Raw genomic sequence first — 23,951 nt, 5'->3', positions numbered from 1 at the left:
CTTTCAATATCAAAGGACAATCATTTAGACTTCGTGAAAAGCAAAAAGCCGGCATACAACCGGCAGTTAATTAGTAATAGGGAATTTTGGACCGTTGAAAATAGGGAAAATTAAACCGCTGTTGACACACCAAACCATATCAAAAAAACAACCTCATTCCTTAAACCAATTGAAGGCTAAGAATAAGGGTGCTTTTTTTTGCAGGCTAGTTTGTGGTTTTAGTTCAGTTAAAAAACGGGTTATAGTCGGTAAAATACTCGCGTTTCCATTTCCACATATCGTTAAATATTTATCAATTAAATTCTTAGCGTTTTCTTGTGCTTTTTCTAAGTTTGTATAACTAAGTGTATAAAGAATGTTTTGCAATTCAGCTTGTAAACCAATCACCATCAAATGATAGATTGTTTTATTTGCTTTAGTTGTATAACGGGTTTCATAGGAAGTCAGCAACTTTTTAATTTCTTTATTGTTAGCATTCATTTCTTTTCTCAACATTTTTGAATCTTTATGGTGCAGATCAAGTTCTATAATTGTATTTAAGACACCATCACCTAAAGATTGTTCCAGTACCTCTAGATCCTGTTCTATTACTGTAAAATCTACTGCATTAGGGAACTTTTCAATTAGTTCTTTAATTCCAACTGATTCACTTTTAAACTTTGCAGCAGCTTTTTTCAACTTCGTTATTTCCTTGTTTACTTTGTCTAGTTGTTCTTCAGTTTTCCTCGTTTCTTCTTCCATTTTTTCTTTTTCGTTAATTAAATCAGTTAAATCTCTTTCTGCATTAATTTTAATTTGTCCAGCTTCTTCTATTGCTGATTTTATTAATTGTTCTGATTCAGATTTAATAGATTCCCTTGCCTCAGTAATTGTATCCGCGTATAGTTTTTCTTTATCCTTTGTTTTTTCCTCCATCTCTTCCAAATATTTTTCTTTTTCATGAATAGTTTTATTCAAATTAAGTAGTTTCTTTATTTTACCAAACAAAATTACCGCCCCAATTTCCAATTTTATTTCATCAATTAAAATTATACCAAAATAGTCACTTTGTAGTAATATGTAAACTGTTCTCATTTTTCCTTCACGTGAGCTGCAATAAAAAAAGACCTTTAAACAGGTCTCGTGAAATTACTTCCCTATAAATTGTGCTTCTCTTTTTTCTAAAAAAGCTGTTGTCCCTTCTATTTTATCTTGAGTACTGAATAGAATTGCCTGTAACGATTTTTCAAGTGCCAATCCTGCATTTAAATCAGTTGTCACACTTTCATTTAATGCAATCTTAGCCAACATCAATGCTACAGGAGGCTTACTAGCTAGTGACTTAGCAAACTCCTTAATTCTGTCCTTGAAATTTTCTTTTGATGTTATCTCATTGATTAATCCATATTCATAAGCTTGCTGTGCATTAATTATTTTACCAGTTAAAATTAATTCTTTTGCTCTTGGAAGTCCAATCAATCTCGTTAATTGTTGAGTTCCTCCACCTGCTGGCAAGATACCTAGGGTGATCTCAGGCTGGCCAAATTTTGCATGCTCACTAGCGATCCTAAAGTCACATGCTGTTGCAAGCTCACAGCCCCCACCTAATGCATATCCATTTATAGCTGCAATAACTGGTTTTTTCGATTGATAGACACTAAGCAGGACATCTTGGACAGCAGATCCATAAATATCTAGAGGCTGACGATCTCTTAACCACTCAATATCAGCACCAGAAACAAATGACTGGTCACCTGCTCCTGTGATTACAATTACCCTTACTTCTTGCATCCTATTAAAATAACTCACTGCATCGCGAAGTTCAATCCAGCTTTCTGAATTCATCGCGTTTCTTTTTTCTGGTCGATTTACTGTGATCGTTCCAATATGATCTTCAACATTTAATAACAAATATTCAAAGTTCATAGACGTTCTCCTTCACATTATGTGTAATTATAAACGCCCTTTCCTGATTTTCTTCCTAGCCTTCCTGCCTTCACATATTTCACTAAAAGCGGGCTTGGTCTGTATTTTTCACCAAGAGTTTTATGAAGGTATTCCAGATTTTTCAGTCGCGTATCAAGACCTACTAAGTCTCCTAACTTAAATGGTCCCATTGGATAATTCAATCCAAGTTCGATGGCTTTATCAATTTCTTCTGGTGAACCTACCCCCTCCATCAGCATGTTAAAAGCTTCATTACCTACTAAACTGCTAATACGGCTTGTAACAAAACCGGGAAACTCATTTACACCAACGGTTTCTTTTCCCATTGCATGGGCTACTTCTTGAGTAACCCGCAGAGTTTCTTCACTTGTTTCAAGTCCTTTAATGATTTCAACAAGCTTCATCTTATGAACCGGGTTAAAAAAATGCATAGCGATTGTTTTGTCAGCCCTGTTCGTATAAGAACCTATTTCGGTTGGACTCATAGTGGAAGTATTGGTAGCCAAAATCGTCTCAGTCGACGTGTATTGATCTAACTTTTCAAAGATATCTTTCTTAATTGACATAACTTCCGGCACGGCTTCTATAACAAAATTTGCAGAAGATGCACTCTTTTCAAGTTCAGTAGAATAGTTTAATTTACTTGAAAAATGTTCTGCTTTTTCCGAGGTAAGCCTTTCGCTATCCACCGCCTTTAAAAATAAATGTCCAATTTCACTCTTTGCTTTTTCTATAGCGCTTTGAGAAATATCGCATAATGTTACTTGATATCCTCCTAATGCAGCTGAATAAGCAATACCCCTTCCCATTACACCTGATCCGACCACCAATATATGATTTACGTTCATATAGCCTTTTCCTCTTCATTCACTTTTAATACGATTTTTCCAATGTGTCTTTGTTCTTCCATCACTTGGTGTGCATCTCTAACTTCATCAAGACTATACGTCTTCCAAATGTAAGGTAAGTTTTCATTCACTTCAATAAATTGAACAACTTCTTTAAAATCATTCATGTCTCCCATCCATGATCCATGAATCGTTAACTGTTTACCTAAGATATAACGCAGGTCAGTAACAGCTTGATGACCAGTTGTCACTCCACAAAAGGCCAATCGTCCTCCACGCTTTAACATCTTCAAGCTTTCTTTCCATGTCTCTTGTCCTACATGGTCAAGAACGATATCAACACCCTGATTATCTGTTAGTTCCCTAATCTCTTTTTGTAAGTTCTCTGACCTTACAACGATATGTCCTTTATATCCTCTTTCTCTTAAAAACAGTTCCTTTTCTTTTGATCCGACTATCCCTATCGTTTTTGCACTGAATCCTTCAGCAATGGTTAGGGCTGCATATCCTAATCCGCCAGTAGCACCCCAAACAACTACTGTATCAAACATAGTTAGATTCCCTTTCGTCACTAAACCATTCCAGGCAGTTATATACGAAACGGGTACGGCAGCCCATGCGTCTAGATTTTGAGCTTCAATTTTAACTACGTTTTTTGCAGGAACATTTATATAGTCGGAATAACCGCCATCTATGTGATAACCGATTATCTTAAACTCCTTACAAAGAGTCTCTCTTCCTTTTTGACAGTACGTGCAATCCCCGCAAGATGTACCTGGATAAACTAATACCGTATCTCCTTTAGATAAATTAAAAACGCCTTCACCTTTCGACTCAATAATTCCGACGATATCACTTCCGGGTATACGAGGCAGCGTTATCTTATCCCCTGTTCCCCCTTTTCGAAGCCATAAGTCTAAATGATTCAAACCACAATACATAATCTTTAGTCTTATCTCTCCATATTGGAGGTCTTGTAAAGATTGGTCATTTGAAATGTTTAAATGTTCAATTGGTCCATGTGAGTTAAGTACAATGGCTTTCATACACCCATCCCCTCTTTTCGGCGATCCTCGAACCGTTTTAATTTTGCTCTATGGCCATGTCCCGTTAATTCCATTAATGAATCCGTATCTACAATTTGAACATGAATTTTTACACCAATTTTTCTTTTTAAGATCTCTTCTAAATCTTGTTTTAATGACTCATCATGTTGATCAACACTTCTTTTTTCAACCAATATCGTCATTTCGTCTTTTGCTGGTTTTCCATCTTGTATAACCTTTTCTACATAACAGTAATATTCACCATTTGTTCTGCTATCTTCAGAAACGATTTTCCCGCATGCTTCCGGCCATACATTAATACCGCGCAGTTTCACCATGGTGTCACTTCGACCTTGGAAATATTCCATCCGTTTATGCAGACTGCCGCAGGCACAAGGCACCATTTCATAGAGAGCAGAGATGTCTTGAATGTTATAACGGATCTGCTGGGTTCCTGTCTTATAAAGAGCTGTTACCACGATGTTTCCTCTATGACCTGGCGGAAGCGGTTTACCTGTCTCAAAATCAACGACTTCAACGATAAAGGAATCTTCAAAAATATGCAGTCCTTGTTTAGCTGGACATTCCGCTGCCACATATTGAACTTCATGAAACGCATATGAATCATAAACAGGGATTCCGAATGCTTCTTCTACTGGCACCGTATTCCCAAATGCGGATAGTGTTCTTAAATTAAAATCTGTCTTCGGGTCATACCCCATTTTCTTTGCAGTTTCAGCGATGTGTAATAAATAATCTGATGTTGCAATGATCGCTGAAGCACCAAAAGTCTTTGCAAATTCAACCTGTTTTTCAGTAGGCGTTACATTCCCTGTTCCTGTCGTTATGGGAGTACATCCTAACCAATGCCACAATGCATGATCCATTATCCAAGCTGCATTATGAGTTGAATAAGACCAAGCATTGATAACGGCATCACCAGGTTTAATACCCTGAAGGTAGAATGTTCGAGCACTTAGGATAGCCCCCACCTCTCTATCCCACTGGGAATAAATGGTCGGTCTAGGTGTACCAGTAGTTCCACCACTTGTAAAGAATCTCAAGGGTGTGTGAGTTCCATCAGAAAAATGATATTTTTGATAATCACCAAATGGCGGTTTTCGTTCGATGCTATCTCGAATATCTTCTATTGTATAAATGGGGATTTTGTACATATCATCAAGAGACTGTACATCTTCTGGGGAGAAACCATGTTTCTCCCACAGAATTTGATAAAAAGGAATCTCACTGCCTTTATTTAATGTTTCTTTTAACCGTTGGAGCTGTGTATACTCAATTCTGTCACGGCTCCATTTCCAAGTTCCCTCCATAAACTCGAGAGGAGGTTCATACTCAGAGACGAGCTTATTCCAGTCAATCGTTTTATGGTAGTACGGAAAACTCACTTTATAACCACCTTTCAACTATTGCTATTAACTAAATAGGAAGGAACATTAAAGCTACAATCCAAATTACACCTACAGCCAATAAGATGGGCAAACAGTATCCTAAGAAATCTCTTACCTGCAATCTAGTACCTGCAGCTAATATAGGGAAATATAACAATGTCCAAAATGGCTGAACTAAGTTCGTCCATATGTCTCCGTAAGTGATTGCCATAACTGCTCTAGGCATTTCTACTCCTAATGCTTGCGCAGCAGGAATAAAGAATGGAGCAGTTGCAGTAAACTGAGATCCTGCTGATGGAATGAATAAGTTTATAAACCCTGTTACAAGGAATGTCAGTATCGGAAAAGTGGTTTCTGTGGAAACGCTTACAATATAGTCTGTAAGTTTACCAGCTAAGCCTGATACCATCAGCACAGAAGCTATTCCTCCATATAGAGGGAATTGAAGTCCAATTGAACCCGTTGAAATTAAGTTTTTCGAGAAAGATTTCGAATAACTTACAGCATCTTTTTGTACAAGCAACCCCATCACAAGGGCAATAAAAGCAACTGTATTTAAATTTAAGCCAGCCATCCCTTTTTGTGAGAAGTAATAAAAAAGGTAAACGAATCCAATAAGACCTATTACTAAGATTGTTGGTCTAAAATCATTAATTTTGTCTGCAAATGATTTATCTGTTTTCAAAGTATTGGATATTTCCGGTTCGATACTGCTTGCGATTTCTTCATTCTCAATTGCCAGGTCTTGAAACGATGTAATCTTCTTTTTATTCTTTGCCACAAAATAATAGATTAGAGTTGTAACCGTAACAATCGCTAGACATGATACAATATTTAATGTAGAAAACGTAGTCTTGTCGAGGGAAATGATACCTCCAAATAATTGATTGTTCAGCTCACCCTCAGTTGAAACAAATAACGGAATCGTACCTGAAATACCTGTTAATGAAATAGTGAAAGATGAGTAAGCAATTGAAGCAAGAAGTGGATAGTCTACTCCTTTAATCTGCTTTCCGACCGTACGGGCAAATATAGAAGTAACAACTGGTCCGATATACCATCCTAAAAACGATGTTAATGCTCCAACCACTCCAGTAATTAAATAAGCCGCTGTCGGAGTTTTAATTGTTTTAGCAGCTTTTATAATCCACCGTTGAACAACCGGAGTGTCAACTAGCACTAATGCAGCTGCATAAGTAAACATGAGCTGAAAAGCGAAAGTAAATAACATGGGAATACCATTAAACCAAGCATCCAATACTTCTCCAATAGAACTTGCAGTAAATGCATATGCGCTGAGAATAGCTAAAAGGGTCAAAATTATTGCGAAAATAAAATCATGAGGAAAATACCTGCTGTACCAACTAGCAATTCTTTCTGATAAAGAAAGCCTCATTCATATAACCCCCTATACATTAATTGGTAATATTTACTACATTACTTTGTTAACGGACTTCCACATTTCCCACAATGATTAAAGTGTTCTGGCAGATCCTTTGTTCCGCACTCATGACACTCAACCATTGGTGCACCCCATAAATGTTCAGAAGAATCTCCATTGGCAGCTCTGTTTCTTAACATCATGTAATCAGGCTTTCTTTTCTCATTGAAGGCTCTCATTGCTTCATGTGTTTCAAATGCACTTGTATGAACCGTTAGCCAGTCACGGGCATGTCCTACCGTCTGGTTCAAAGACATCTTCTTCCAATAATTTGTTTGTTCTTTTGTATAACGAACACACTCAGGCAATTTATTTAATAATTTCTTCGCCATTCTATCTACCGCTTCATCCAGTTGACTCATAGGAACTACTTCATTCACTAATCCCCATTCAAGAGCTTTGTCTGCACTTATTTCTTCATTCAACCAAAGAATCTCTCTTGCTCTGCGATCCCCCACCATAATTGGCAACCACTGTGTTGCTCCACCAGCTGCTACACTTCCATGAGAGTTTCCAACTTGTCTGATGTAAGCATGATCTGCCATAACAGCTAAATCACAGTTCATGTTAAATTCATTTCCGCCACCTACAGTAATCCCATTAAGTCTAGCTATTGTAGGTTTTCCAATGTTCATAAGTTTTTCATGTGCTTCAATGAATACTCCCATCCATTTCCAATAGTTCCTTGGACGTTCCAAAATATCATTGTTTTGTTCCTTCATATCTGCACCCGTACAAAATGCTTTATCCCCAGCACCTGTTAATACAACTACTCCGACTTCATCATCCCAAGATGCTAGTTCGAATGCTCTTGTCATTTCTCTTAATGTCTGGAAGTTTAAACAGTTATAAACTTCCGGACGGTTGATTGTAATGGTGGCAACCATATCCTTTTTTTCATACTTTACTTTCTCAAAGTTAGCTTCGCCTGGCTGTGTTGGATGTAAAAAGTGATCTGAATTCATTAAAATCCCTCCATTTTTTTTAATACACTTATTTCATATGCAAGTTCTATGCCAACTTAAAAATCGCTTAAAAAAGCCTTCTCAAATGAGAAGACTTTTGTGATGTTAATTTTCGGAACATTCTGTGTTTATATAATGAACGTGATGTTTAAAAAGTTAACAAAAGTTACAGAATGTCTAATTTTTTGATTTTTTTCCAAAGTGTTGTGCGACTTAATCCTAGTTTTTCAGCCATTTCTTGCTTGTTTCCTTGATATGACTTTTGGAAATGATAAATAATCTGGTTCTCCATTTCTTCTAAAGTGCCTAATGTTAATTCTATACTTTCATTCCCATGATATTTCTTTTCTGTCTGTTTTAGAGTACCGATTGGATGGTCTAGTAATATCTTTTTCATATCATTTGAAACTTTTCCTACTGTTGTTATTCTTTCAATAACATTTTCTAATTCCCTGACGTTACCTGGCCAATCGTAACTTTTAATAAAATCAAGAAAGTCATCATCATATATATAATCCACTTCACCATTTTTGTGTAAAAAATGATTAACTAGCACAAAGAGATCTTCTTTTCGGTCTCTAAGCGGAGGTATAATAACTCGTAATATATTTAATCTAAAGTATAAATCTTCCCGAAAAGCATTCTCTTTTATAGAAGATTTAAGGTCTTTATTGGTAGCCGAAATAATTCGGACATTAATAGGTATTATTTTTTCTCCGCCGATTCTCATTACTTCTCTTTCTTGAAGTACACGAAGAAGCCTAGCTTGTAAATCAATTGGCAACTCTCCAATTTCATCTAAAAATAATGTTCCTTCATGTGCCATCTCAAAAAGCCCTGGCTTCCCACCTTTTTTTGCCCCAGTAAATGCTCCATCTTCATATCCAAACAATTCACTTTCAAGAAGATCTTTTGGAAGTGCTGCACAATTTATTGCAACAAAAGGTCCATTATTCCGCTTACTTTCATTATGGATACTTTGGGCGAACAATTCTTTTCCTGTCCCACTTTCTCCCGTAATTAACACACTCTTATCCGTTTTGCTGTAGAATCTTGCTATTTCAATCACTTGTTCCATTTCCGCGCTTTGATAAAGAATATCTGAAAAAGTGTATTTCGCGTAAAACCTTCTATTATGGAGGTTTCTTCTTAACTGTGAATCTTGCTCAATAACTTTATTGGTTTCTTGAAATGTAATCACTATGCTTTCGCCTTCTAAAGGAATTCTGTTAACTACATATCTTTGATTTCCGAAACTTGAAATCTTCTTTCTAACTTCAGAACCATCTCCATATAACTTTTTTAGCTTTGGATGATGTAACTTCCTCAATTCTCTTCCGATTAGTTCATTTGCTTTAACATCCAGCAGCTCGCTTGCAACATTATTAAACACACTTATGTTACCCTGGACATCTGTTGCAATAACACCATCAAATGCATGAGAAATAATAGTTTGAAGATGATTTTGTCTTAGTTTCTCTCTCTCATAAAGACGCGCAGTTTCAAATGCTCTATGTAAAGCATCTATCATAACTTCTTTAGTAGATTTAATAACAAAACACGACAATTCTAATTTCTTTGCTGTTCTTTCCATACAATGCGCTGTACCGACAATTACTTTGTGCTGTCCTTGATGTTTCATCTGATGCATTATATCAGAAATTTCTTGTTCGTCTTGGTATTGTTTTAATACTATTTTTACAGAATATAACTTCTCAATAAACGAAATATCATACAATGAATAATTCTCATAATGGTCGATAAAAACGATTTGGGATGAAATTTGTTTAGCAGCTTGGAAGGTTTTAAGTAGGTCAAAATTATTAACTGTTATTTTGATGATTGGAATTCTTAACTTACTCTCTAATAAATCGGCTGTGGCTCCTCTGGCAATAATAACACTTACATTCTCTTTCTCTATCATAAGATTTGCTGCTGCTAAACCGCGCTGTAACGCACCTTCTTTGACTATTAATGGAACGTCCATATCAACTGAAATATCTTTTACCAAATTTGTGAATTCTGGATATGGTGATATTACTCCTACTTTCATATCGATCCCCCCTAAAAGTCCTATATCGACTTCTCATCCACCCTAGTAAATACTTCTCTCTTTTTTATAACAAAACCTTTTTTACTAAAATATCTTTAAACCTCCTCCTAAATAGATCAATTTACCTATCATTTTTATTCAATGGATTTTTAGTATAGTTTTACAAATAAAGACAAAATCCTCTATTTTTCGAAAATAGAGGATTAAAGTCATATACATTTAAAATTAACTTCTATACAAACCTTGAAACTCTTTCCAACCATTCACTAATATGTCCATTGACTAATTCTGCCTGCTCAATCTGCAAGTTATGCCCTGCAGTGTCTAATACAGTATAAGTAGCTCTCGGATACTTCTTTAATATGTTAAAGGCATCACTATATCCTGTGACATTATCTTGTCTTCCAACTAAAAACAGACTCGGCTTTTCGAAAGTCCCTTCATCTATTGCAAAAGAATAACCATATGCTTTTTGGATCTTTTCAAGGAAAGATTGATCGGCTACTTTCATTCCTACCACGAGTTCATCCTTCGCTCTGTTCCAGTTGTTTTGATTCAACATCACAAAAGAGTTCTCATAGAATTCCTTCTCTTCAGCATTAAGAGTAGCTATAAACTCTTCATCCCTATGCATGACCTTATGCTCTGGTAAGGATCTCTTGGTTTTATCGGCTATAATGACCGGGCAAATAAACGCTGCGCCTAACACTCGTTCAGGCATATTTGCAATTACACCTCTTGTCAGATATCCACCATAAGAATAGCCTATGATTAAGAACGGTTGATCCGGTAATATGACATCAATAAAATCAGTGACCGTTTTCAACATGTCATCTGTGTTTCCTACTTCATCATAATCCTTTGTCAGACCCATCCCAGGGAGGTCAAGATAAATTCTTCTGTATCCTGTCCTTTCTTGGAATATCGGCTCCATACACCCTTTCATCGCACGGTGGTCCAAAGTGAATCCGTGAATCATAACAACCGGTGTCCCAGATCCGATTACTTCATAATAGATGTTTGCTTTTTTAACACGACAATATGGCATTATCTATCACTCCTTTTTCTACGGTTATTCGTTCGATAAAATGATCGCATACCCTGCAAGAATATGTATGTAAAAATGAATGCACAAATTAAGGAGCGACTATTTTGAAAGATTATCTGAATTAAAGAAGGAACTCAATCGAGTCCCTTCTACTTAGTTCATTTCTTAATTAGCGGTCACAGTAAATTCTCGAATTTGCGCCCAACTGGTCTGGTCAACTGTAACTCGAAATCTTACAAAACGCCCATCGATTGCTTCTGTGGGCTCAAAGTGGATTTCGGCCTGGTTCATGTATTCTGACAGCTTCGTCCATTTGGTACCATCCATTGAAACTTCCAGGCTGCCATTGTATATATAATCGTTCGGCCTTGCGACTGGTCCGGTTGTCGAAGCCATTAATAGGTCGATATTCTGTACTTTTTTCACCACTCCTAGATCAACTCCAATGTAATCACCTTCTTTTGCACCACTATTGGTCCAATAAAGCGTGGAAGGGTCACCATCTGTCATTTTTTCAAGGGTATATTCACTCCATGCTCCCAATGTGGAGAATGGTCCGGCTCCTTCTCTTTTTCCCAGCCAAAGATCATTTGTTTTAATTGCTTTATTAATGAAGGCTCTCATTACACCAGAACCCATTTCTTTTAGATTAGGAACTGTATATTCACCTTTATCAATATAAATGGTTACAACCTGATCCTTGATTTCTACCCTTGCGCCAACAAGTGAGTTATTCTCCAGCCACTTGCCGTCCCCTCCTGAATGGACACTTAACACATATCCATTTTCGGGGATTACAGAATTGTTGCCACCAACCGAAATAACCCTGCCATCCACAACCGTTATTTCGTAGCCCCATATATTTGTGCCTGTACGCTGTCCAAACTCAGTTGTATATTGAATCAACTCAGCTGCGCCCCTAGCCTTGTTGATTCCATCCAGTTTTCTTGAGGACTGCCTGTTTTCGGGAATCGTTAACGTGGTCGTATCATTTTTTACAGCCCGATCCAATTCGGCTCGGTATTTGGCTGTGTTTTCTTTATCACCCTTTAACTGGGACTCTAACATTTGGACGGCAATCTTTCCTGTTTTTCCATAGTAGGCTGTCTTATCAAGCCATGCCCGGGTTTCTTCTAGGAACGCTCTGTTCTCGAGCGTGTTTCTAAGCTCTGATGGAGCATCCTCGATTGCCTGAAACTCTGCTTGAAGCGCCTCCACCTCTGTTTTTCCTTCTCCCTGGTCAAACGCTTCCCAGAATGCTGATATTTTTTGTTTCAGGACTGGAGATTCCTCACTGTCCATCGGTGACGAAACCGTATTCTCTGCAAATTTTCTCAGTGGTCCATAACCGCTCCCGCCAAATTCTCGCAGGCTGTTCTCCCATGATTTTTGGGGATCGTACGCTTCCGGGTTCCATGTATAATCCGCGACTGTGTACAACGATATCTTCGAGGCTTCCGCTTCTTCCATCGGGTTTGCGGTAAGACCTGCAACTCCATTGTCAGTAAGATTTTTCCCCCTATTGCTGAGCGGTGCCAGGAAAAGCCGGCTACGGGCATAATCATTAACAGGGTAATTGTCCCATACTAATAGGTCATGCTTGAAAATCTTCGAAATTGAATCTGCGTCCGCTTCTGTAATTTGTTTGGAGGCAATTCCAATTCCAGTCCAGTACACCAATATGTCAGGGTTCACTTGGTCTGCAAAGGTTTTGCGATAAGGACTGGTCCCAGCCTGGTAATATTCGGTCGGAACAGTAATAAGCCGGTTGATGTCACCATGCTTCCTAACGAACTGTTCGTTAAATTTGTTCAGCAGGTATGCATGTGCAGACGCAAACGGACTTTCTGAATCACCAAACAGCTCCTCATCTTCCTGGCAATTCATATTCTGAAAGATATCATCCAGCAGGATCGCAAAATCACGAACACCTAAATCATACATTGCCTGAGCTTTATCTATGAGCAGCTTAAGCTCGCTCTCTTTTGAATAACAAACATCCAAACCTGGAGAAATAGTAAAAACAAAATTCACATGCTGCTCCTTTGCAGCACCTACTAAACTTCCTAAACGCTTCAGGTCCTTTTGAGGGTAAGGAAGCCGCCACTTGTCGCGATGATAAGGATCATCCTTTGGTGCATAAACATAAGTGTTCATCTTATGGTCCCCGTAAAATTGAAGCTGATTGAGTCTAGCTTCATGCGTCCATGGGGTACCATAGAATCCTTCAATCACTCCTCGGATTGGCATTTTCGGAAAATCCCGTACTTCTACCTCTGGCATCCATGCATTGCCCGAATGTGTTTCAATCAATTGGCTGAAGCTTTTCGAAGCGTAAAACGTCCCTGTTGCATCCTTCCCAGCCAAAACAATATTTTTCCCTTCTCCTTTTGCATGGCCAGATACCATTACATATCCTTCCGAAGGCAGGCCATCCGTTCCTTTCACACCCATTGATTGGAGAATTTGACTTGAAGCCGCATTTTCATTTGGCCCTCCTACAAAAACAGTTACTGGTGCAGTGGACTTTTCGTTGTCAGAAAAATGTATGATTGTTTTCACTCCGAAAGCCTTAAGAGAATTTTCTACTTCTCTCACTGCCGCTTTATCGGTACCTTCTCCTGAAACAATCCCAACAGGACCCAGCGGGAATCCGTTCCCAGTTACTTTTATAGATTGTGGTGTCGGCTGGACCACAGGAGGTGTATTATTTATAGAGCCATATGCTTTAGTCGAAAAACCAGGGAATGAAAAAATCGACAATAACAAAACAAACGTTATGCATAAAAGGGCACTTCTTGACCTTAATTTTAATAGCGTCATAACCTCAAAAATCCTCCTATTCGGTTTTTAGAATCCGAAACGCCTTCCTTACGTTAACAAAGAGTACGGTAGCGTCTCTTTGACGCGTTGCCGTACTCTATTCATTACTACTGATCTTCGCGAACCATTTTTATTAAACCTGGGATATGGTGTGGAGATTTCGATTCAGATGGCAATTCCTGTTCAAGAATATGCCACCAATCATACATTTCTAAATAAATCAAATCGAAGATCATTAGACCGTGAGTTTTATTCAAGGCCATTTGTATCGCACGTCTGAATCTTTCTGGGTCGTCGGCATACTGAAGAACGAACAGGCTGCCGTAGTTAAATGTGGACTCATTTAAGGCATCCATCACGATATCAGCTGAACCCTCTACACTGTACCAATCAGGATTGCCCGACGCGACCGCTTCTTCTTTTGTAACATCCTCAAAATAATTCCCTGTCATGATAAAGTCCAGCGTTTCGGAATAGCCTTTCTTGTGATAATCAGGACTAGTCCAGTCGTATTCAGGGTGATGGGTTTTGCTTGCCCAGTTTACACCTTCACTGTAATATAGCGGATACCATGAACCTACATACGTGCTGAAAAACGCTTTCGGTTCTTTGTTATGGACTAATTTTTCAGCCTTTTGGAAGAAAGATTGAATATTCCCGGCACGCCATTCAATCCATTTTTGGTATAAAGGTCCAGGGACATTGACCCTCTCATTATTTTTAAAATCAATCTTAAAGATGTCCGCCGGCCAGTTTTGTACTTGTTGACCAATATACTCCTCAAATTTTTCCCGTGAGAAGTCACTGAAATCTGCATATATACTGGAATATCTTGCGCGGTCAAGGACGATTCCATCAATCTCATAGTTATCGAGCAATTCGCTAATAATGCTTAACTCATATGCTTGTACATCTGAACGGATTGGGTTTACAAATGTAGATTCAGCAGCCTTATAGTCCTCGGCGCGGACAAATTTTGTTTCCATTTCGGAAATGCTGAATGGATCGCCTACTTTTACATTTTCCAATAACCATTGTCTTGAAGTTCCGTGTCCTGACACTACGTAGCCATTTTTAGGAATAATTAAGGACTCCGGATTTACAACTCCATCCACTATTTTTGTTACAATTCCGTCTGTTACCTGGATTTCCGCTCCCCACCGGTTCGCTGGAGAGACATCATATTGCGTCGGGGTGTAAAGTACAAGATGATTTTCATGCCTAGTAGAATTAACGCTGGTGAGCTCTAATGTTTCTCCATTGTGGGCTTTAACCTTTTGAACCGCTTGATAGTATGTAGTCTGCCATTCTGGATGTTCATAAGCTGGTCCATCTTTATCGGGTATGCTTCCCTCTGAAAAAACATTGATCGCTGCTTGTACTTTTATTCCGTATTTATTTGCTTCGTCTATCACGGTTTGCAACAGATCGTAGTCTGCCGGGTAGCCTTGATAGCTTGGTATTTTAGAAGTACTGATATGAGGAGCTAATTTACTTTTGTATGGTACAAAACCAGTTGAATTTTTTACATCCAGGACAATCGTGTCAAAATGAGCATCTGCTGTCTTTTTAACGATTTCTCTTACTTTTTTTGGCGTATTCAATCTGAACAGATTGGCAGAAAGGTCATACCATAAAATCCGTGCTTTCTTGTCTTGTTCATTTACAATATTCTGCAGTACTTGATGTCTTGATTGGTCGTTCCCTCCTGACCCGTATGCGGGTATAGCTAAGCCAAATACCAGTATCAATGTAAAAATACTGCTTAAAACCTTTTTCATACGTACACCTCCAAAGTGATTTGATTGATTTGTTACAAAAAATCCCGATTTTGGTAAATCACCTCCTTATATCCCCTGTCTATTGAACAGTTTTAAATTTAAATGACGCCATTAGCTTTCTTCAGATTAGTTTGATTATTGGGAGAAAGAGTTGTATGGGATGTAAAAAAAGAGATTGAACATATGAAGTACCACAAGAGGAGTTCCAAAAGGATTTATAAGTAAAGCGCTTTCAAATATAGGTTTAACTAACTAGTTAAACCTATTTTATTGGTATAAGTTCATAGAATTAGATGTGTATTAGTAATGCTAAAAATAGAAAATTATGTACATTAATTCCATAGAAAATTTTGTTAATAATGGATAAAACAATGTTAACACAATTTTCTGATATAATGAATATTTCCTCCTAAAAATAGGTATAAAAGAGGATAAAATCTTCAAATGAAACGTTATATTAAAGTGCGCCTATATATCCAGCCTTGGTATTTCCAATTATGGAATTTATGGTGTAGGTCTATCGGCTCAAGTAAAGGAAAAATAAAAAGCAACGTGCGACATTCGCATCGAGTGCTTTTCATTTAAACAATCAGGAAGATTTCTTATTCTATTAAGACATATTTCTACTATATAGTAGCCTTACCAAATATAATTTCTAACAAATAAAGAAGGGTGGTTATGGAAAAGAAGCTGGTTAACGTGGTTATGAGCGTAACATTTGCAACCATATCCGCCCCTGATTTGTATTCTGTTGCAATCATTGTCATGACTACAGCGGTCGGCATGGAGTTTAGCAGGATGATCACTTTTGCTATCGTTCCATCTATACCCGCTATCAAAACTATCACAAAAATCACGATTGGTGCAGCTATCATTTTTAATGCACTTGCTATAATTGCCGTGCTTACATGACCTTTGATATTTGTTTTTGAAAGCTGAATTCCTAAGAGGAGCAATGCGAGAGGAATCATAGATTCTCCTACCATTTTAACGGGGTCATAGATGAAGTTTGGGATTTCAATCGAGAACAAGTTTACTAGGATGGCTAGTATAGTAGCATACGTGGTTGGTAATTTTATGATCTTTGTTAACGCCTGTTTCCAGCTGTCTTTTGAAAGGATGGCAAAATAAATTCCTAGTGAGTACATTAAGATAAAGTTGATGACGACGATCACGACAGCTAAAGAAAACGCGCTTTCTCCGTAAGCAAATAATACAATGGGCAATCCATAATTCCCCGTGTTCGGAAAAACCGTTGATAATAAGGAAGGGATCAACCATTGGCCGCTGCCTGTCCACTTTATGATGATCACGGTCAAGAGGGTCATCATCAAGGTGAAGATCAATACGGAAAAAATGATCTGAAACAATTGTGACGATGAAAGTGTGTTCCGAACTAAAAAACTAAAGATCAGTGCCGGACTGAGTACGGTAATGGCAAGTTTTGAAATAGGAGAAAGGTCCACATCCGTGAACCTTCCGAATAAATATCCTACTAGCAGAACGAACAAGACGGGTAAGATTACGTTGATAACCATGCTACCACCTTATTTTTTGTTTAGACATTTTTTTATTAAAAAATCCTAGATCACGAGACCCCCATCAACACTCAGGATCGTTCCATTAATAAAACTGGCATCCTTTGAGGCTAAAAAGAGATAAGCAGCCGCGATATCTTCCGGTCTGCCAAGCTTTCGCAATGGTGTCTTAGATTCCATCATATCAAGGATCTTTTGAGGTACTTTGGCTGTCATATCCGTAACGATAAAGCCAGGAGCTACTGCGTTCACCCTGATCCCTTTTGGGCCGAACTCCTTAGCCCAGCTTTTAGTAAGTCCAATGACACCTGCCTTTGTGGCTGCGTAATTCGTCTGGCCGATATTGCCATGGATTCCTACGACAGAAGAGGCGTTTAGAATGACACCGGATCCTTGTTCTAGCATCACTGAAACTACTTCCTTCGTACATTTAAAAACCCCGGACAGGTTCACGGAGATCACCTTTTCCCAAGAATCTTCGTCCATTTTCGTAAGCAATCCATCGATCGTGATCCCTGCGTTGTTCACCAATATATCAATATTTCCATACTGTTCTAGTGTCTGTTGGACCATCGCTTTTATCTGATCCGTATTGGATACATCTGCTTGGATAAACGTTATGGAAGCAAACTTTTGAAGTTCCTGTACCGTCGCCTCTCCCGCTTCAGCATTATAATCACTGATGACGACCTTTGCTCCTTCTTCCAAAAACTTCTGTGCGGTTATTTTTCCGATACCATTGGCTCCACCTGTTATTAGAGCAACTTTTCCATCAAGCTTCATCATATCCCCCCACTTCTGCGTTTTTTGATTTATAAAGCAAACATCTACGAGTTAAAATTTCGGTGATCGATCACACGCTTTGCTTTAAACTGTGTTCTCTCGAGCGTCCCATGTGGCAGCAGGTCGATCTTAAAGGTAACGCCGACTTCCCTTTTCAGTTCCCTTGAAAGCTGCTCGATCAGTTCCTGCTCACTTCTCGTCCCTACGGTTTCACATTGAACGGTAACTTCATCCATAATGTTCTCACGGGTGACGATCATGACAAACTCTTCACCAAGACCATCGATCTTTCGAATGACATTCTCTAGTAAACTGGCATAAACGTTGACACCGCGGACCGTTACCATATCGTCGATCCTTCCGTAGATTCCTTTCGGTAAGCGTGGATATACTCGACCACATGGACAAGGTTCATCCGTCCATGTCGTCAGATCACCAGACCAGTAGCGGATTACGGGCTGTGAGGTTCGTTCTAATGGTGTATAGACGGGTACACCTTCTCCTCCAAACGGAACCAATTTTTTTGTATGCTGATCAACCACTTCCGTATAAACGACATCCTGCCAAAGATGGACACCCTGACGATGCTCACACTCTGTATTACTCATCCACGGGGTAACTTCTGCCATGGTCCCGGAATCAATGCAAATTCCACCGTATGTCTCTTCAATTTTTTTCTTTGTGGAAAGAACACCAGCTCCAGGTTCTCCAGAGAAGAATAAGATCCGAAAACCAAATTCTTTTGGATCAACCCCCAGCTCTTTTGCCTTTTCGGCAAGGTATAAAGCATAGGAAGGTGTTCCATAAAAAACGGTCGGTTTGATTTCTTTCAGCCAGGAAACGGCTTTTTCCGTTTGACCCGATTGCCCTGCGCCAAACGGAAATGTTTTAGCACCGAGCCGTTCCGCTCCAATTAACGCTCCCCAGCTGCCGATATATAAACTTAGCGGTGAAGCAATAAACACAAGATCGTCCGGTCTCATTCCAAAACTCCACATGATCCGGGCATGCTGATGGGCGATTCGTTCCCAATCTTCTTTCCCGAAAGAAAAGACCGTTGGTTTGCCTGTCGTTCCAGAGGTGCCTTGAATGCGGTGAACCTTTGAATATGGAATACATACATTCGATCCAAAAGGGGCATGTTCCTCCAGATCTTCTCTTACCTCAGCTTTTGTAGTGATGGGCACTTGATCATACTCCGTTAAACGTTGAATATCGTTCGGATGAAAGCCTGCTTTTTTCCATTTACGCTGGTAGAAGCCGGAATTCTCATACGCGTAATTCATGACATTTTTCAGTTTAGAAAAAACCAGTTCATCCAGTTCTTCTTTGGAAGCTGTTTCTACCTCTTTGTACCAGTACTTTTCATTTACGTCTGGAAGGTAGGTGCTATCATATTGTGGCGGCCATTGCTTTAATAAAGAAGTTTTAAGCATTATCTGGTTCCCCCAATTATTGATGGTTTAGTAGAAAAGTATAAAACATAGCAGCAGATTGGGATGTCCCCAGCTGCTGCTTCCTTTTACGCGATACTTTGGTTCACTTCTGAACGGATAAAGCTCGCGATGGATTCAATTCTCGTTTCAGGTCCGAACACTTCTGAGATTCCAGCTTCTTTCAGCAGAGGGATATCATCTTCTGGAATAACTCCACCCATGATGACGAGCGCGTCTACTCCTTTTTCCTTTGCGATCTGAACAACCTTAGGGCCGAGTGTTAGATGGTTTCCGCCTAACGTGCTCAGTCCGATCACGTCTGCCCCTTCTTGTATAGCAGCATCGACAATTTGTTCTGGAAACTGATTACCTAGATAGACAACCTCCATCCCTTCATCTCTCAGCATTCTAGAAACAACAAGGGCGCCACGCCAGTGTATATCCAACCCTAATTTGGCCATCACAACTTTTATTTGCATGAAGAAGTCCTCCTTTTATTTTTGATCAGGTTTCCCTCACTTAAGCTAATGGGAACTGCCAAAGCCCAAATTCTTCACGAAATACTTCTTCGATCTCTCCTAATGTCGCGTATTCCAGGACTGCTTCTTTTATATAAGGCATGAGATTCACATCTTCATGACACTTTTGTCTAAGGACCGCCAGTGCACGTTCTACTTTTTCTTTATCTCTCTTCTTGCGGAGTTTTTCTAATTTTTCCTTCTGTCGGCTCTCTGCCGTTTCCGGATATCGGAAGACTTCTACTTTTGTCTGGCTCTGTTCCGTAGGGAAGTAGTTAAGCCCAACGATCTTATGTTTGCCGTCTTCAATGTCTTTTTGCATCTGATAGGCGAAATCAGATATCTCGCGATGCAGCCAGCCGGACTCTACAGCAGCAACTAATCCGCCTTTGGATTCAATCTCGGCGATATAATCACGGATACGCTGTGCCATGTCCTGTGTTAATTTCTCAACAAAATAAGAGCCAGCTAACGGATCGACTGTATTCACGACATTTGTCTCCGCCTGTATGATCTGCTGTGTACGAATCGAAATTAACGCGGATTCTTCGGTTGGTGCTGAATAAGCCTCATCATACGAGTCAACATGCAAGGATTGTGCTCCTCCAAGAACGGCAGCCAGACCTTGAATGGCTGATCGGGCGATGTTGTTGAGCGGTTCCACTTTGGTCAGGGTGATTCCTGCTGTTTGGACATGGAATCTCATGAGATGTGACTTAGGATGCTGGGCATTGAATCTGTCCTTCATGACCTCATGCCAGACCAATCTTGAAGCTCTGCATTTCGCGATTTCTTCAAAAAAGTCATTAAACAGGTTCCAGAAGAAGGAAAGACGCTTCGCAAAATCATCAATCTTATTTCCTCGTCTGATCAATTCCTCCGAAGTGCCGATCGCATTCGCGATGGCGCAAGCAACTTCCTGAACAGCTGTAGTCCCTGCCTCCCGCAGGTTATATCCGTTATAGCTGACTGGATTCCAACGCGGCATATTCTTACTCGCATATTCGATGGCATCACATTGTAAGCGGAAAGAGGCCTTCGGCGGCAGTACTTCGAGCGAGCTCCCAATGGCTGTCTCCATTAAGAAGTCGTTTTGATTCGTGCCTGACAGCTTTTCGAGTGGTATGCCCTTCTTTTCTGCATGGGCTGCAAACATGGCCATGACTACCACCGTTGTACTAGGCAGATGGGTAACGATATTACTGGAGACTTCTTCGATCGGAATCCCATCATATAGGGCTTCTATGTCTTCTATTGAATCAATAGCTACTCCCGCTGCCCCGACATGTCCTTCTGCTTCAGGGTCATCTGAGTCATATCCGCGAATGGTTGGCAGATCAAGAACAACACTCGTCCCTGTTGCTCCATTTTTCAATAGGAACTTAAAGCGTTCATTCGTATCTTCTGGTGTTCCAAATCCTGCGATCTGACGCACCGTAAAAAGTCTTCCTCTGTACATATTCGGATAGACACCACGCACATAAGGCGCCTCGCCAGAAAAACCAATATCTTTTAGATAATCCACATCTTTAATGTCATCAGGAGTATATAGTAGATTAATAGGTATACCGGAGTCAGAATAATACTGTCCTTCACCGTCTTTACCTTTTAATGTGTTTTCCTGCCAGCGTTTCTTCTGTGCCTCAATTTCTTGAACCACCTCATGATCAAAGAGCTTTTTTTCTTGATTCGTCGTATTGTTTGCCATGTTAACCTCCATATTGATATGAATTATGTTTGGCTATTAAACGATCCACAATTTCATGGGAAGTGGTATAAGGATCTCTTTCTCCCTTCATGACATCCTGTACCTTTGCTTTTAATGATTCTTCCCTATTTATGTGGTCTTCCACTCTTTGGGCTAGTAAGCTCTCAATCATGCTGTATAATCTAGTAACGTTTCTCGTTTGACGCTTTTCTTTCCAAAGCCCTGAACGTTCGAGATATTTTTTATGCGCAGTTATGTCATGGATTAATTCATCGATACCTGAATCTTGTGTAGCTACGGTTTTATGAATCGGGGGACTCCATTCTCTTTTGCCGGATTCCTTTACCATTAAATTTAAATCTTTCACACTTTCATCAGCACCTGGACGATCCGCCTGGTTGATGACATAGATATCTGCAATCTCCATGATTCCGGCTTTTAAGGTTTGGAGGGTATCTCCCAGACCTGGAACACTAACCAGCAGAACCGTGTCTGCTACTCCAAGGACGTCGAACTCGATTTGTCCGACTCCCACTGTTTCGATCAGGATGACGTCCATCTCATAAGCATCCAGCACTTGAACAATATCTGCTGTCGATGATGCAAGGCCACCCAGGTTCCCTCTTGTAGCCAGGCTTTTAATAAAGACGTTAGGCAGTTTCGCTAGCTCCTGCATCCTGATCCTGTCACCTAAAAGCGCACCTTTTGTAAAGGGACTTGTCGGGTCAACACAAACGACTCCAATTCGCAGATCCATCGTCGCGAGTTTTTTACACATTTTGCCGACCAGCGTGCTTTTTCCTGATCCAGGCGGGCCGGTTACCCCGATGATATGTGCTTTGCCTTTACGGAACGAACTTAGTTTAAGAATCTCAAGACTTAACGGTGTCTGATTCTCTACTTCTTTCAGCATCTTACCTAAAGAAACATTGTCTTTTTTCTCGAAGGATCCTATTAAATCTTCCAAAGAAACACTTCCTTATAAAGATTAAATTTTACTCCTCTTTTAATAGACCAAGTTCTGCCCTCGCAAGCGTTAAATGATCGGAAACGATCTGCTGTGCCAAGTGTGAGTTTTGGCTGCTGATCGCATGATAGATCGACCAGTGTTCTTCCTGAAAGCGTTTCAAAACTTTTGGTGAAGTGGCTAACTCACTTCTGGTTGTACGAATTTGCTCACTAAGCAGATCAGAAATGACCTCTACCAAAATTAACAGCATTTTATTTTGTGATGCGCTAACAATGGCGTGGTGAAATAGAAAATCATAATGGGACTGTTCTTCTTCATTACCTTTTAAATACTGCTCATCCATCTCTACGAGAATATTTTTTATGGTCTGCAGATCCTCATCCGTTCTCCTCGCTGCTGTATAACCAGCTGCCGCCATTTCCAGTATGGTCCGGACTTCAAACAGCTCGTTCGTATCCAGCCCCTTTGATATGGCAACAAGAGACATGATGCTCTTTAGGTTTTCAGGATCCGCCTGTTTGATTACAGTACCTTCACCTGACTTTCCTTCTATAATTCCCAGCACACTCAGGACTTTCAAAGCCTCTCTTAAGGAAGCCCTGCTGATTCCCATCGACTCAGAAAGCTCAATTTCATTGGGAAGTTTCTGGCCGATCCTTAATTTCTTTGTGATAAGTAATTTCTTTATTTGATCTAACACTTCTTCAAATTTTTTCTTCTTTTTAATGACAGTAAACATACAGATTCCCTTCCTTCTTATGTTGGATAACAAAAATGGCTAATCTCACATTTTCTATGAACAGCGCTCAATTTCCTTTCGGATCTGTTGAAAAGCCGTTGATAAATGCTTTGTAACCATTGATTGTGAACAACCAATAATCGTTGAGACTTCCTTTTTGCTGTATCCTCTAAAATAATGAAGGTGAATCACTTTACGTTGTTTATCATTCACATAATCCAGATACATTTTTATCATAATGTTATTGATGGCTTGATCCTCGATACTCTGTGTTCTTGTTTCCAATGGCTTAAACGACAGCATATCCAGCTTGCCTTTTGATGTCATGCTCTCCTGGTAGATGATTTCCTGCATTCCATATACAAGGTCAAATGCATCATCTTTGCTTATTTGAAAGTGCTGCATTGTTTCAGCAATGGTTGGGTCCTTTTGGTTTTCGATCCAATACTCTTCATGAAATTTCTTATATTTTGGGTACAACTCCCGAATTCGTTGGGAGATAACCACCATATTAGAATCATTTGAACGTGAAAAATTTCGCAGTTCACCCTTAATGGACAGATACGAAAACCTTATCCATTCATTCGGTGATAAATTCAAATCGATTCGCTGAATCGCGTTAAACAGCCCAATGTAAGAGGACTGCAGGAGGTCTTCCCATTCTACTTTGTTTACTGCCATGAATTTAGAGGGGGATTTTGTATACTCTTTGATACAGTATTTTACAAATTTATGGGCTTCTTCACTTTGAATCAGATCATTTAAGAATCCTTTGTCTCTCTGCGCATTCTTCAGGATTTCTTTATTCTTTAAAAACATGGTTTCTCTCCTACTTTCTATATAGGGTCAAGAGTTTGTGTCATCCCGCCACTTTAATAGGTAAGGTGGGTAAGCGGCGCTTGACTTATGCTACCCTTGA

The 23,951-nt window shown here is 39.4% G+C and carries 19 protein-coding genes; all 19 read right to left on the bottom strand.

Annotated elements, in window-relative coordinates; translation table 11 throughout:
- Positions 1-153: 153 nt before the first annotated feature.
- On the bottom strand, positions 154-1,074 hold the full coding sequence (locus tag M3196_RS20030) for a hypothetical protein (protein WP_251324114.1): 921 nt from the start codon (positions 1,072-1,074) through the stop codon (positions 154-156).
- A gap of 54 nt (positions 1,075-1,128) precedes the next feature.
- Positions 1,129-1,905 (bottom strand): enoyl-CoA hydratase/isomerase family protein, encoded by a 777-nt coding sequence (locus M3196_RS20025; protein ID WP_251324113.1) that lies wholly within the window; start codon positions 1,903-1,905, stop codon positions 1,129-1,131.
- A 17-nt stretch (positions 1,906-1,922) separates the two neighbouring features.
- Complete coding sequence (locus M3196_RS20020) at positions 1,923-2,774, bottom strand: 3-hydroxyacyl-CoA dehydrogenase (protein ID WP_251324112.1); 852 nt, start codon at positions 2,772-2,774, stop codon at positions 1,923-1,925.
- Positions 2,771-3,820, bottom strand: a complete 1,050-nt coding sequence (locus tag M3196_RS20015; protein WP_251324111.1) for a zinc-binding dehydrogenase — start codon at positions 3,818-3,820, stop codon at positions 2,771-2,773. The genes M3196_RS20020 and M3196_RS20015 overlap by 4 nt, the downstream gene beginning before the upstream one ends.
- Complete coding sequence (locus tag M3196_RS22130) at positions 3,817-5,226, bottom strand: phenylacetate--CoA ligase family protein (RefSeq protein WP_251324110.1); 1,410 nt, start codon at positions 5,224-5,226, stop codon at positions 3,817-3,819. Before M3196_RS22130 ends, M3196_RS20015 begins: the two co-directional genes overlap by 4 nt.
- Positions 5,227-5,257: 31 nt before the next feature.
- The gene (locus M3196_RS20005; protein ID WP_251324109.1) at positions 5,258-6,625 is read right to left on the bottom strand and encodes a TIGR00366 family protein; all 1,368 of its coding nucleotides are present in this window, start codon (positions 6,623-6,625) and stop codon (positions 5,258-5,260) included.
- A gap of 41 nt (positions 6,626-6,666) precedes the next feature.
- A complete protein-coding gene (locus tag M3196_RS20000) occupies positions 6,667-7,635 on the bottom strand; it encodes an enoyl-CoA hydratase/isomerase family protein (RefSeq protein ID WP_251324108.1) in 969 nt (322 codons plus the stop codon).
- 166 nt (positions 7,636-7,801) lie between these two features.
- The gene (locus M3196_RS19995; RefSeq protein WP_251324107.1) at positions 7,802-9,688 is read right to left on the bottom strand and encodes a sigma 54-interacting transcriptional regulator; all 1,887 of its coding nucleotides are present in this window, start codon (positions 9,686-9,688) and stop codon (positions 7,802-7,804) included.
- A 232-nt stretch (positions 9,689-9,920) separates the two neighbouring features.
- Positions 9,921-10,736, bottom strand: a complete 816-nt coding sequence (locus M3196_RS19990) for an alpha/beta fold hydrolase (protein ID WP_251324106.1) — start codon at positions 10,734-10,736, stop codon at positions 9,921-9,923.
- Between the two features lie 165 nt (positions 10,737-10,901).
- Positions 10,902-13,559 (bottom strand): beta-N-acetylglucosaminidase domain-containing protein, encoded by a 2,658-nt coding sequence (locus tag M3196_RS19985; protein ID WP_251324105.1) that lies wholly within the window; start codon positions 13,557-13,559, stop codon positions 10,902-10,904.
- 107 nt (positions 13,560-13,666) lie between these two features.
- On the bottom strand, positions 13,667-15,340 hold the full coding sequence (locus M3196_RS19980; RefSeq protein ID WP_251324104.1) for an alpha amylase family protein: 1,674 nt from the start codon (positions 15,338-15,340) through the stop codon (positions 13,667-13,669).
- A gap of 626 nt (positions 15,341-15,966) precedes the next feature.
- Positions 15,967-16,878: an AEC family transporter gene (locus M3196_RS19975; RefSeq protein WP_251324103.1), complete on the bottom strand. Its 912-nt coding sequence runs from the start codon at positions 16,876-16,878 to the stop codon at positions 15,967-15,969.
- A 45-nt stretch (positions 16,879-16,923) separates the two neighbouring features.
- Positions 16,924-17,661, bottom strand: coding sequence for a 3-oxoacyl-ACP reductase FabG (gene fabG / locus M3196_RS19970; RefSeq protein ID WP_251324102.1), 738 nt, complete (start codon positions 17,659-17,661; stop codon positions 16,924-16,926).
- 44 nt (positions 17,662-17,705) lie between these two features.
- A complete protein-coding gene (locus tag M3196_RS19965; protein ID WP_251324101.1) occupies positions 17,706-19,097 on the bottom strand; it encodes a phenylacetate--CoA ligase family protein in 1,392 nt (463 codons plus the stop codon).
- Between the two features lie 86 nt (positions 19,098-19,183).
- The gene (locus M3196_RS19960) at positions 19,184-19,576 is read right to left on the bottom strand and encodes a cobalamin B12-binding domain-containing protein (RefSeq protein ID WP_251324100.1); all 393 of its coding nucleotides are present in this window, start codon (positions 19,574-19,576) and stop codon (positions 19,184-19,186) included.
- A gap of 40 nt (positions 19,577-19,616) precedes the next feature.
- Complete coding sequence (locus M3196_RS19955; RefSeq protein ID WP_251324099.1) at positions 19,617-21,323, bottom strand: acyl-CoA mutase large subunit family protein; 1,707 nt, start codon at positions 21,321-21,323, stop codon at positions 19,617-19,619.
- Between the two features lies 1 nt (position 21,324).
- Positions 21,325-22,290, bottom strand: a complete 966-nt coding sequence (meaB, locus tag M3196_RS19950) for a methylmalonyl Co-A mutase-associated GTPase MeaB (protein ID WP_251324098.1) — start codon at positions 22,288-22,290, stop codon at positions 21,325-21,327.
- A gap of 28 nt (positions 22,291-22,318) precedes the next feature.
- Positions 22,319-23,032: a FadR/GntR family transcriptional regulator gene (locus M3196_RS19945; RefSeq protein ID WP_251324097.1), complete on the bottom strand. Its 714-nt coding sequence runs from the start codon at positions 23,030-23,032 to the stop codon at positions 22,319-22,321.
- Positions 23,033-23,086: 54 nt separating this feature from the next.
- A complete protein-coding gene (locus M3196_RS19940) occupies positions 23,087-23,851 on the bottom strand; it encodes a sigma-70 family RNA polymerase sigma factor (RefSeq protein ID WP_251324096.1) in 765 nt (254 codons plus the stop codon).
- Positions 23,852-23,951 lie beyond the last annotated feature (100 nt).

The sequence above is a fragment of the Fictibacillus nanhaiensis genome (assembly GCF_023715445.1).
Classification (GTDB): Bacteria; Bacillota; Bacilli; order Bacillales; family Fictibacillaceae; genus Fictibacillus; species Fictibacillus nanhaiensis_D.
The sequence above is the reverse complement of the archived record's forward strand: the minus strand, read 5'-3'. Positions and strand labels throughout refer to the sequence as shown.

Excerpts from the sequence above, each read along its gene's own strand:
- M3196_RS20025 (WP_251324113.1), bottom strand. The coding sequence starts at position 1,905 with ATGAACTTTGAATATTTGTTATTAAATGTTGAAGATCATATTGGAACG.
- M3196_RS20030 (WP_251324114.1), bottom strand. The coding sequence starts at position 1,074 with ATGAGAACAGTTTACATATTACTACAAAGTGACTATTTTGGTATAATT.
- M3196_RS19955 (WP_251324099.1), bottom strand. The coding sequence starts at position 21,323 with ATGGCAAACAATACGACGAATCAAGAAAAAAAGCTCTTTGATCATGAG.
- M3196_RS20000 (WP_251324108.1), bottom strand. The coding sequence starts at position 7,635 with ATGAATTCAGATCACTTTTTACATCCAACACAGCCAGGCGAAGCTAAC.
- M3196_RS20020 (WP_251324112.1), bottom strand. The coding sequence starts at position 2,774 with ATGAACGTAAATCATATATTGGTGGTCGGATCAGGTGTAATGGGAAGG.
- M3196_RS19980 (WP_251324104.1), bottom strand. The coding sequence starts at position 15,340 with ATGAAAAAGGTTTTAAGCAGTATTTTTACATTGATACTGGTATTTGGC.
- M3196_RS19960 (WP_251324100.1), bottom strand. The coding sequence starts at position 19,576 with ATGCAAATAAAAGTTGTGATGGCCAAATTAGGGTTGGATATACACTGG.
- M3196_RS20005 (WP_251324109.1), bottom strand. The coding sequence starts at position 6,625 with ATGAGGCTTTCTTTATCAGAAAGAATTGCTAGTTGGTACAGCAGGTAT.
- M3196_RS19945 (WP_251324097.1), bottom strand. The coding sequence starts at position 23,032 with ATGTTTACTGTCATTAAAAAGAAGAAAAAATTTGAAGAAGTGTTAGAT.
- M3196_RS19995 (WP_251324107.1), bottom strand. The coding sequence starts at position 9,688 with ATGAAAGTAGGAGTAATATCACCATATCCAGAATTCACAAATTTGGTA.
- M3196_RS19990 (WP_251324106.1), bottom strand. The coding sequence starts at position 10,736 with ATGCCATATTGTCGTGTTAAAAAAGCAAACATCTATTATGAAGTAATC.
- M3196_RS19985 (WP_251324105.1), bottom strand. The coding sequence starts at position 13,559 with ATGACGCTATTAAAATTAAGGTCAAGAAGTGCCCTTTTATGCATAACG.
- M3196_RS20015 (WP_251324111.1), bottom strand. The coding sequence starts at position 3,820 with ATGAAAGCCATTGTACTTAACTCACATGGACCAATTGAACATTTAAAC.
- M3196_RS19940 (WP_251324096.1), bottom strand. The coding sequence starts at position 23,851 with ATGTTTTTAAAGAATAAAGAAATCCTGAAGAATGCGCAGAGAGACAAA.
- M3196_RS19965 (WP_251324101.1), bottom strand. The coding sequence starts at position 19,097 with ATGCTTAAAACTTCTTTATTAAAGCAATGGCCGCCACAATATGATAGC.
- fabG (WP_251324102.1), bottom strand. The coding sequence starts at position 17,661 with ATGAAGCTTGATGGAAAAGTTGCTCTAATAACAGGTGGAGCCAATGGT.
- M3196_RS19975 (WP_251324103.1), bottom strand. The coding sequence starts at position 16,878 with ATGGTTATCAACGTAATCTTACCCGTCTTGTTCGTTCTGCTAGTAGGA.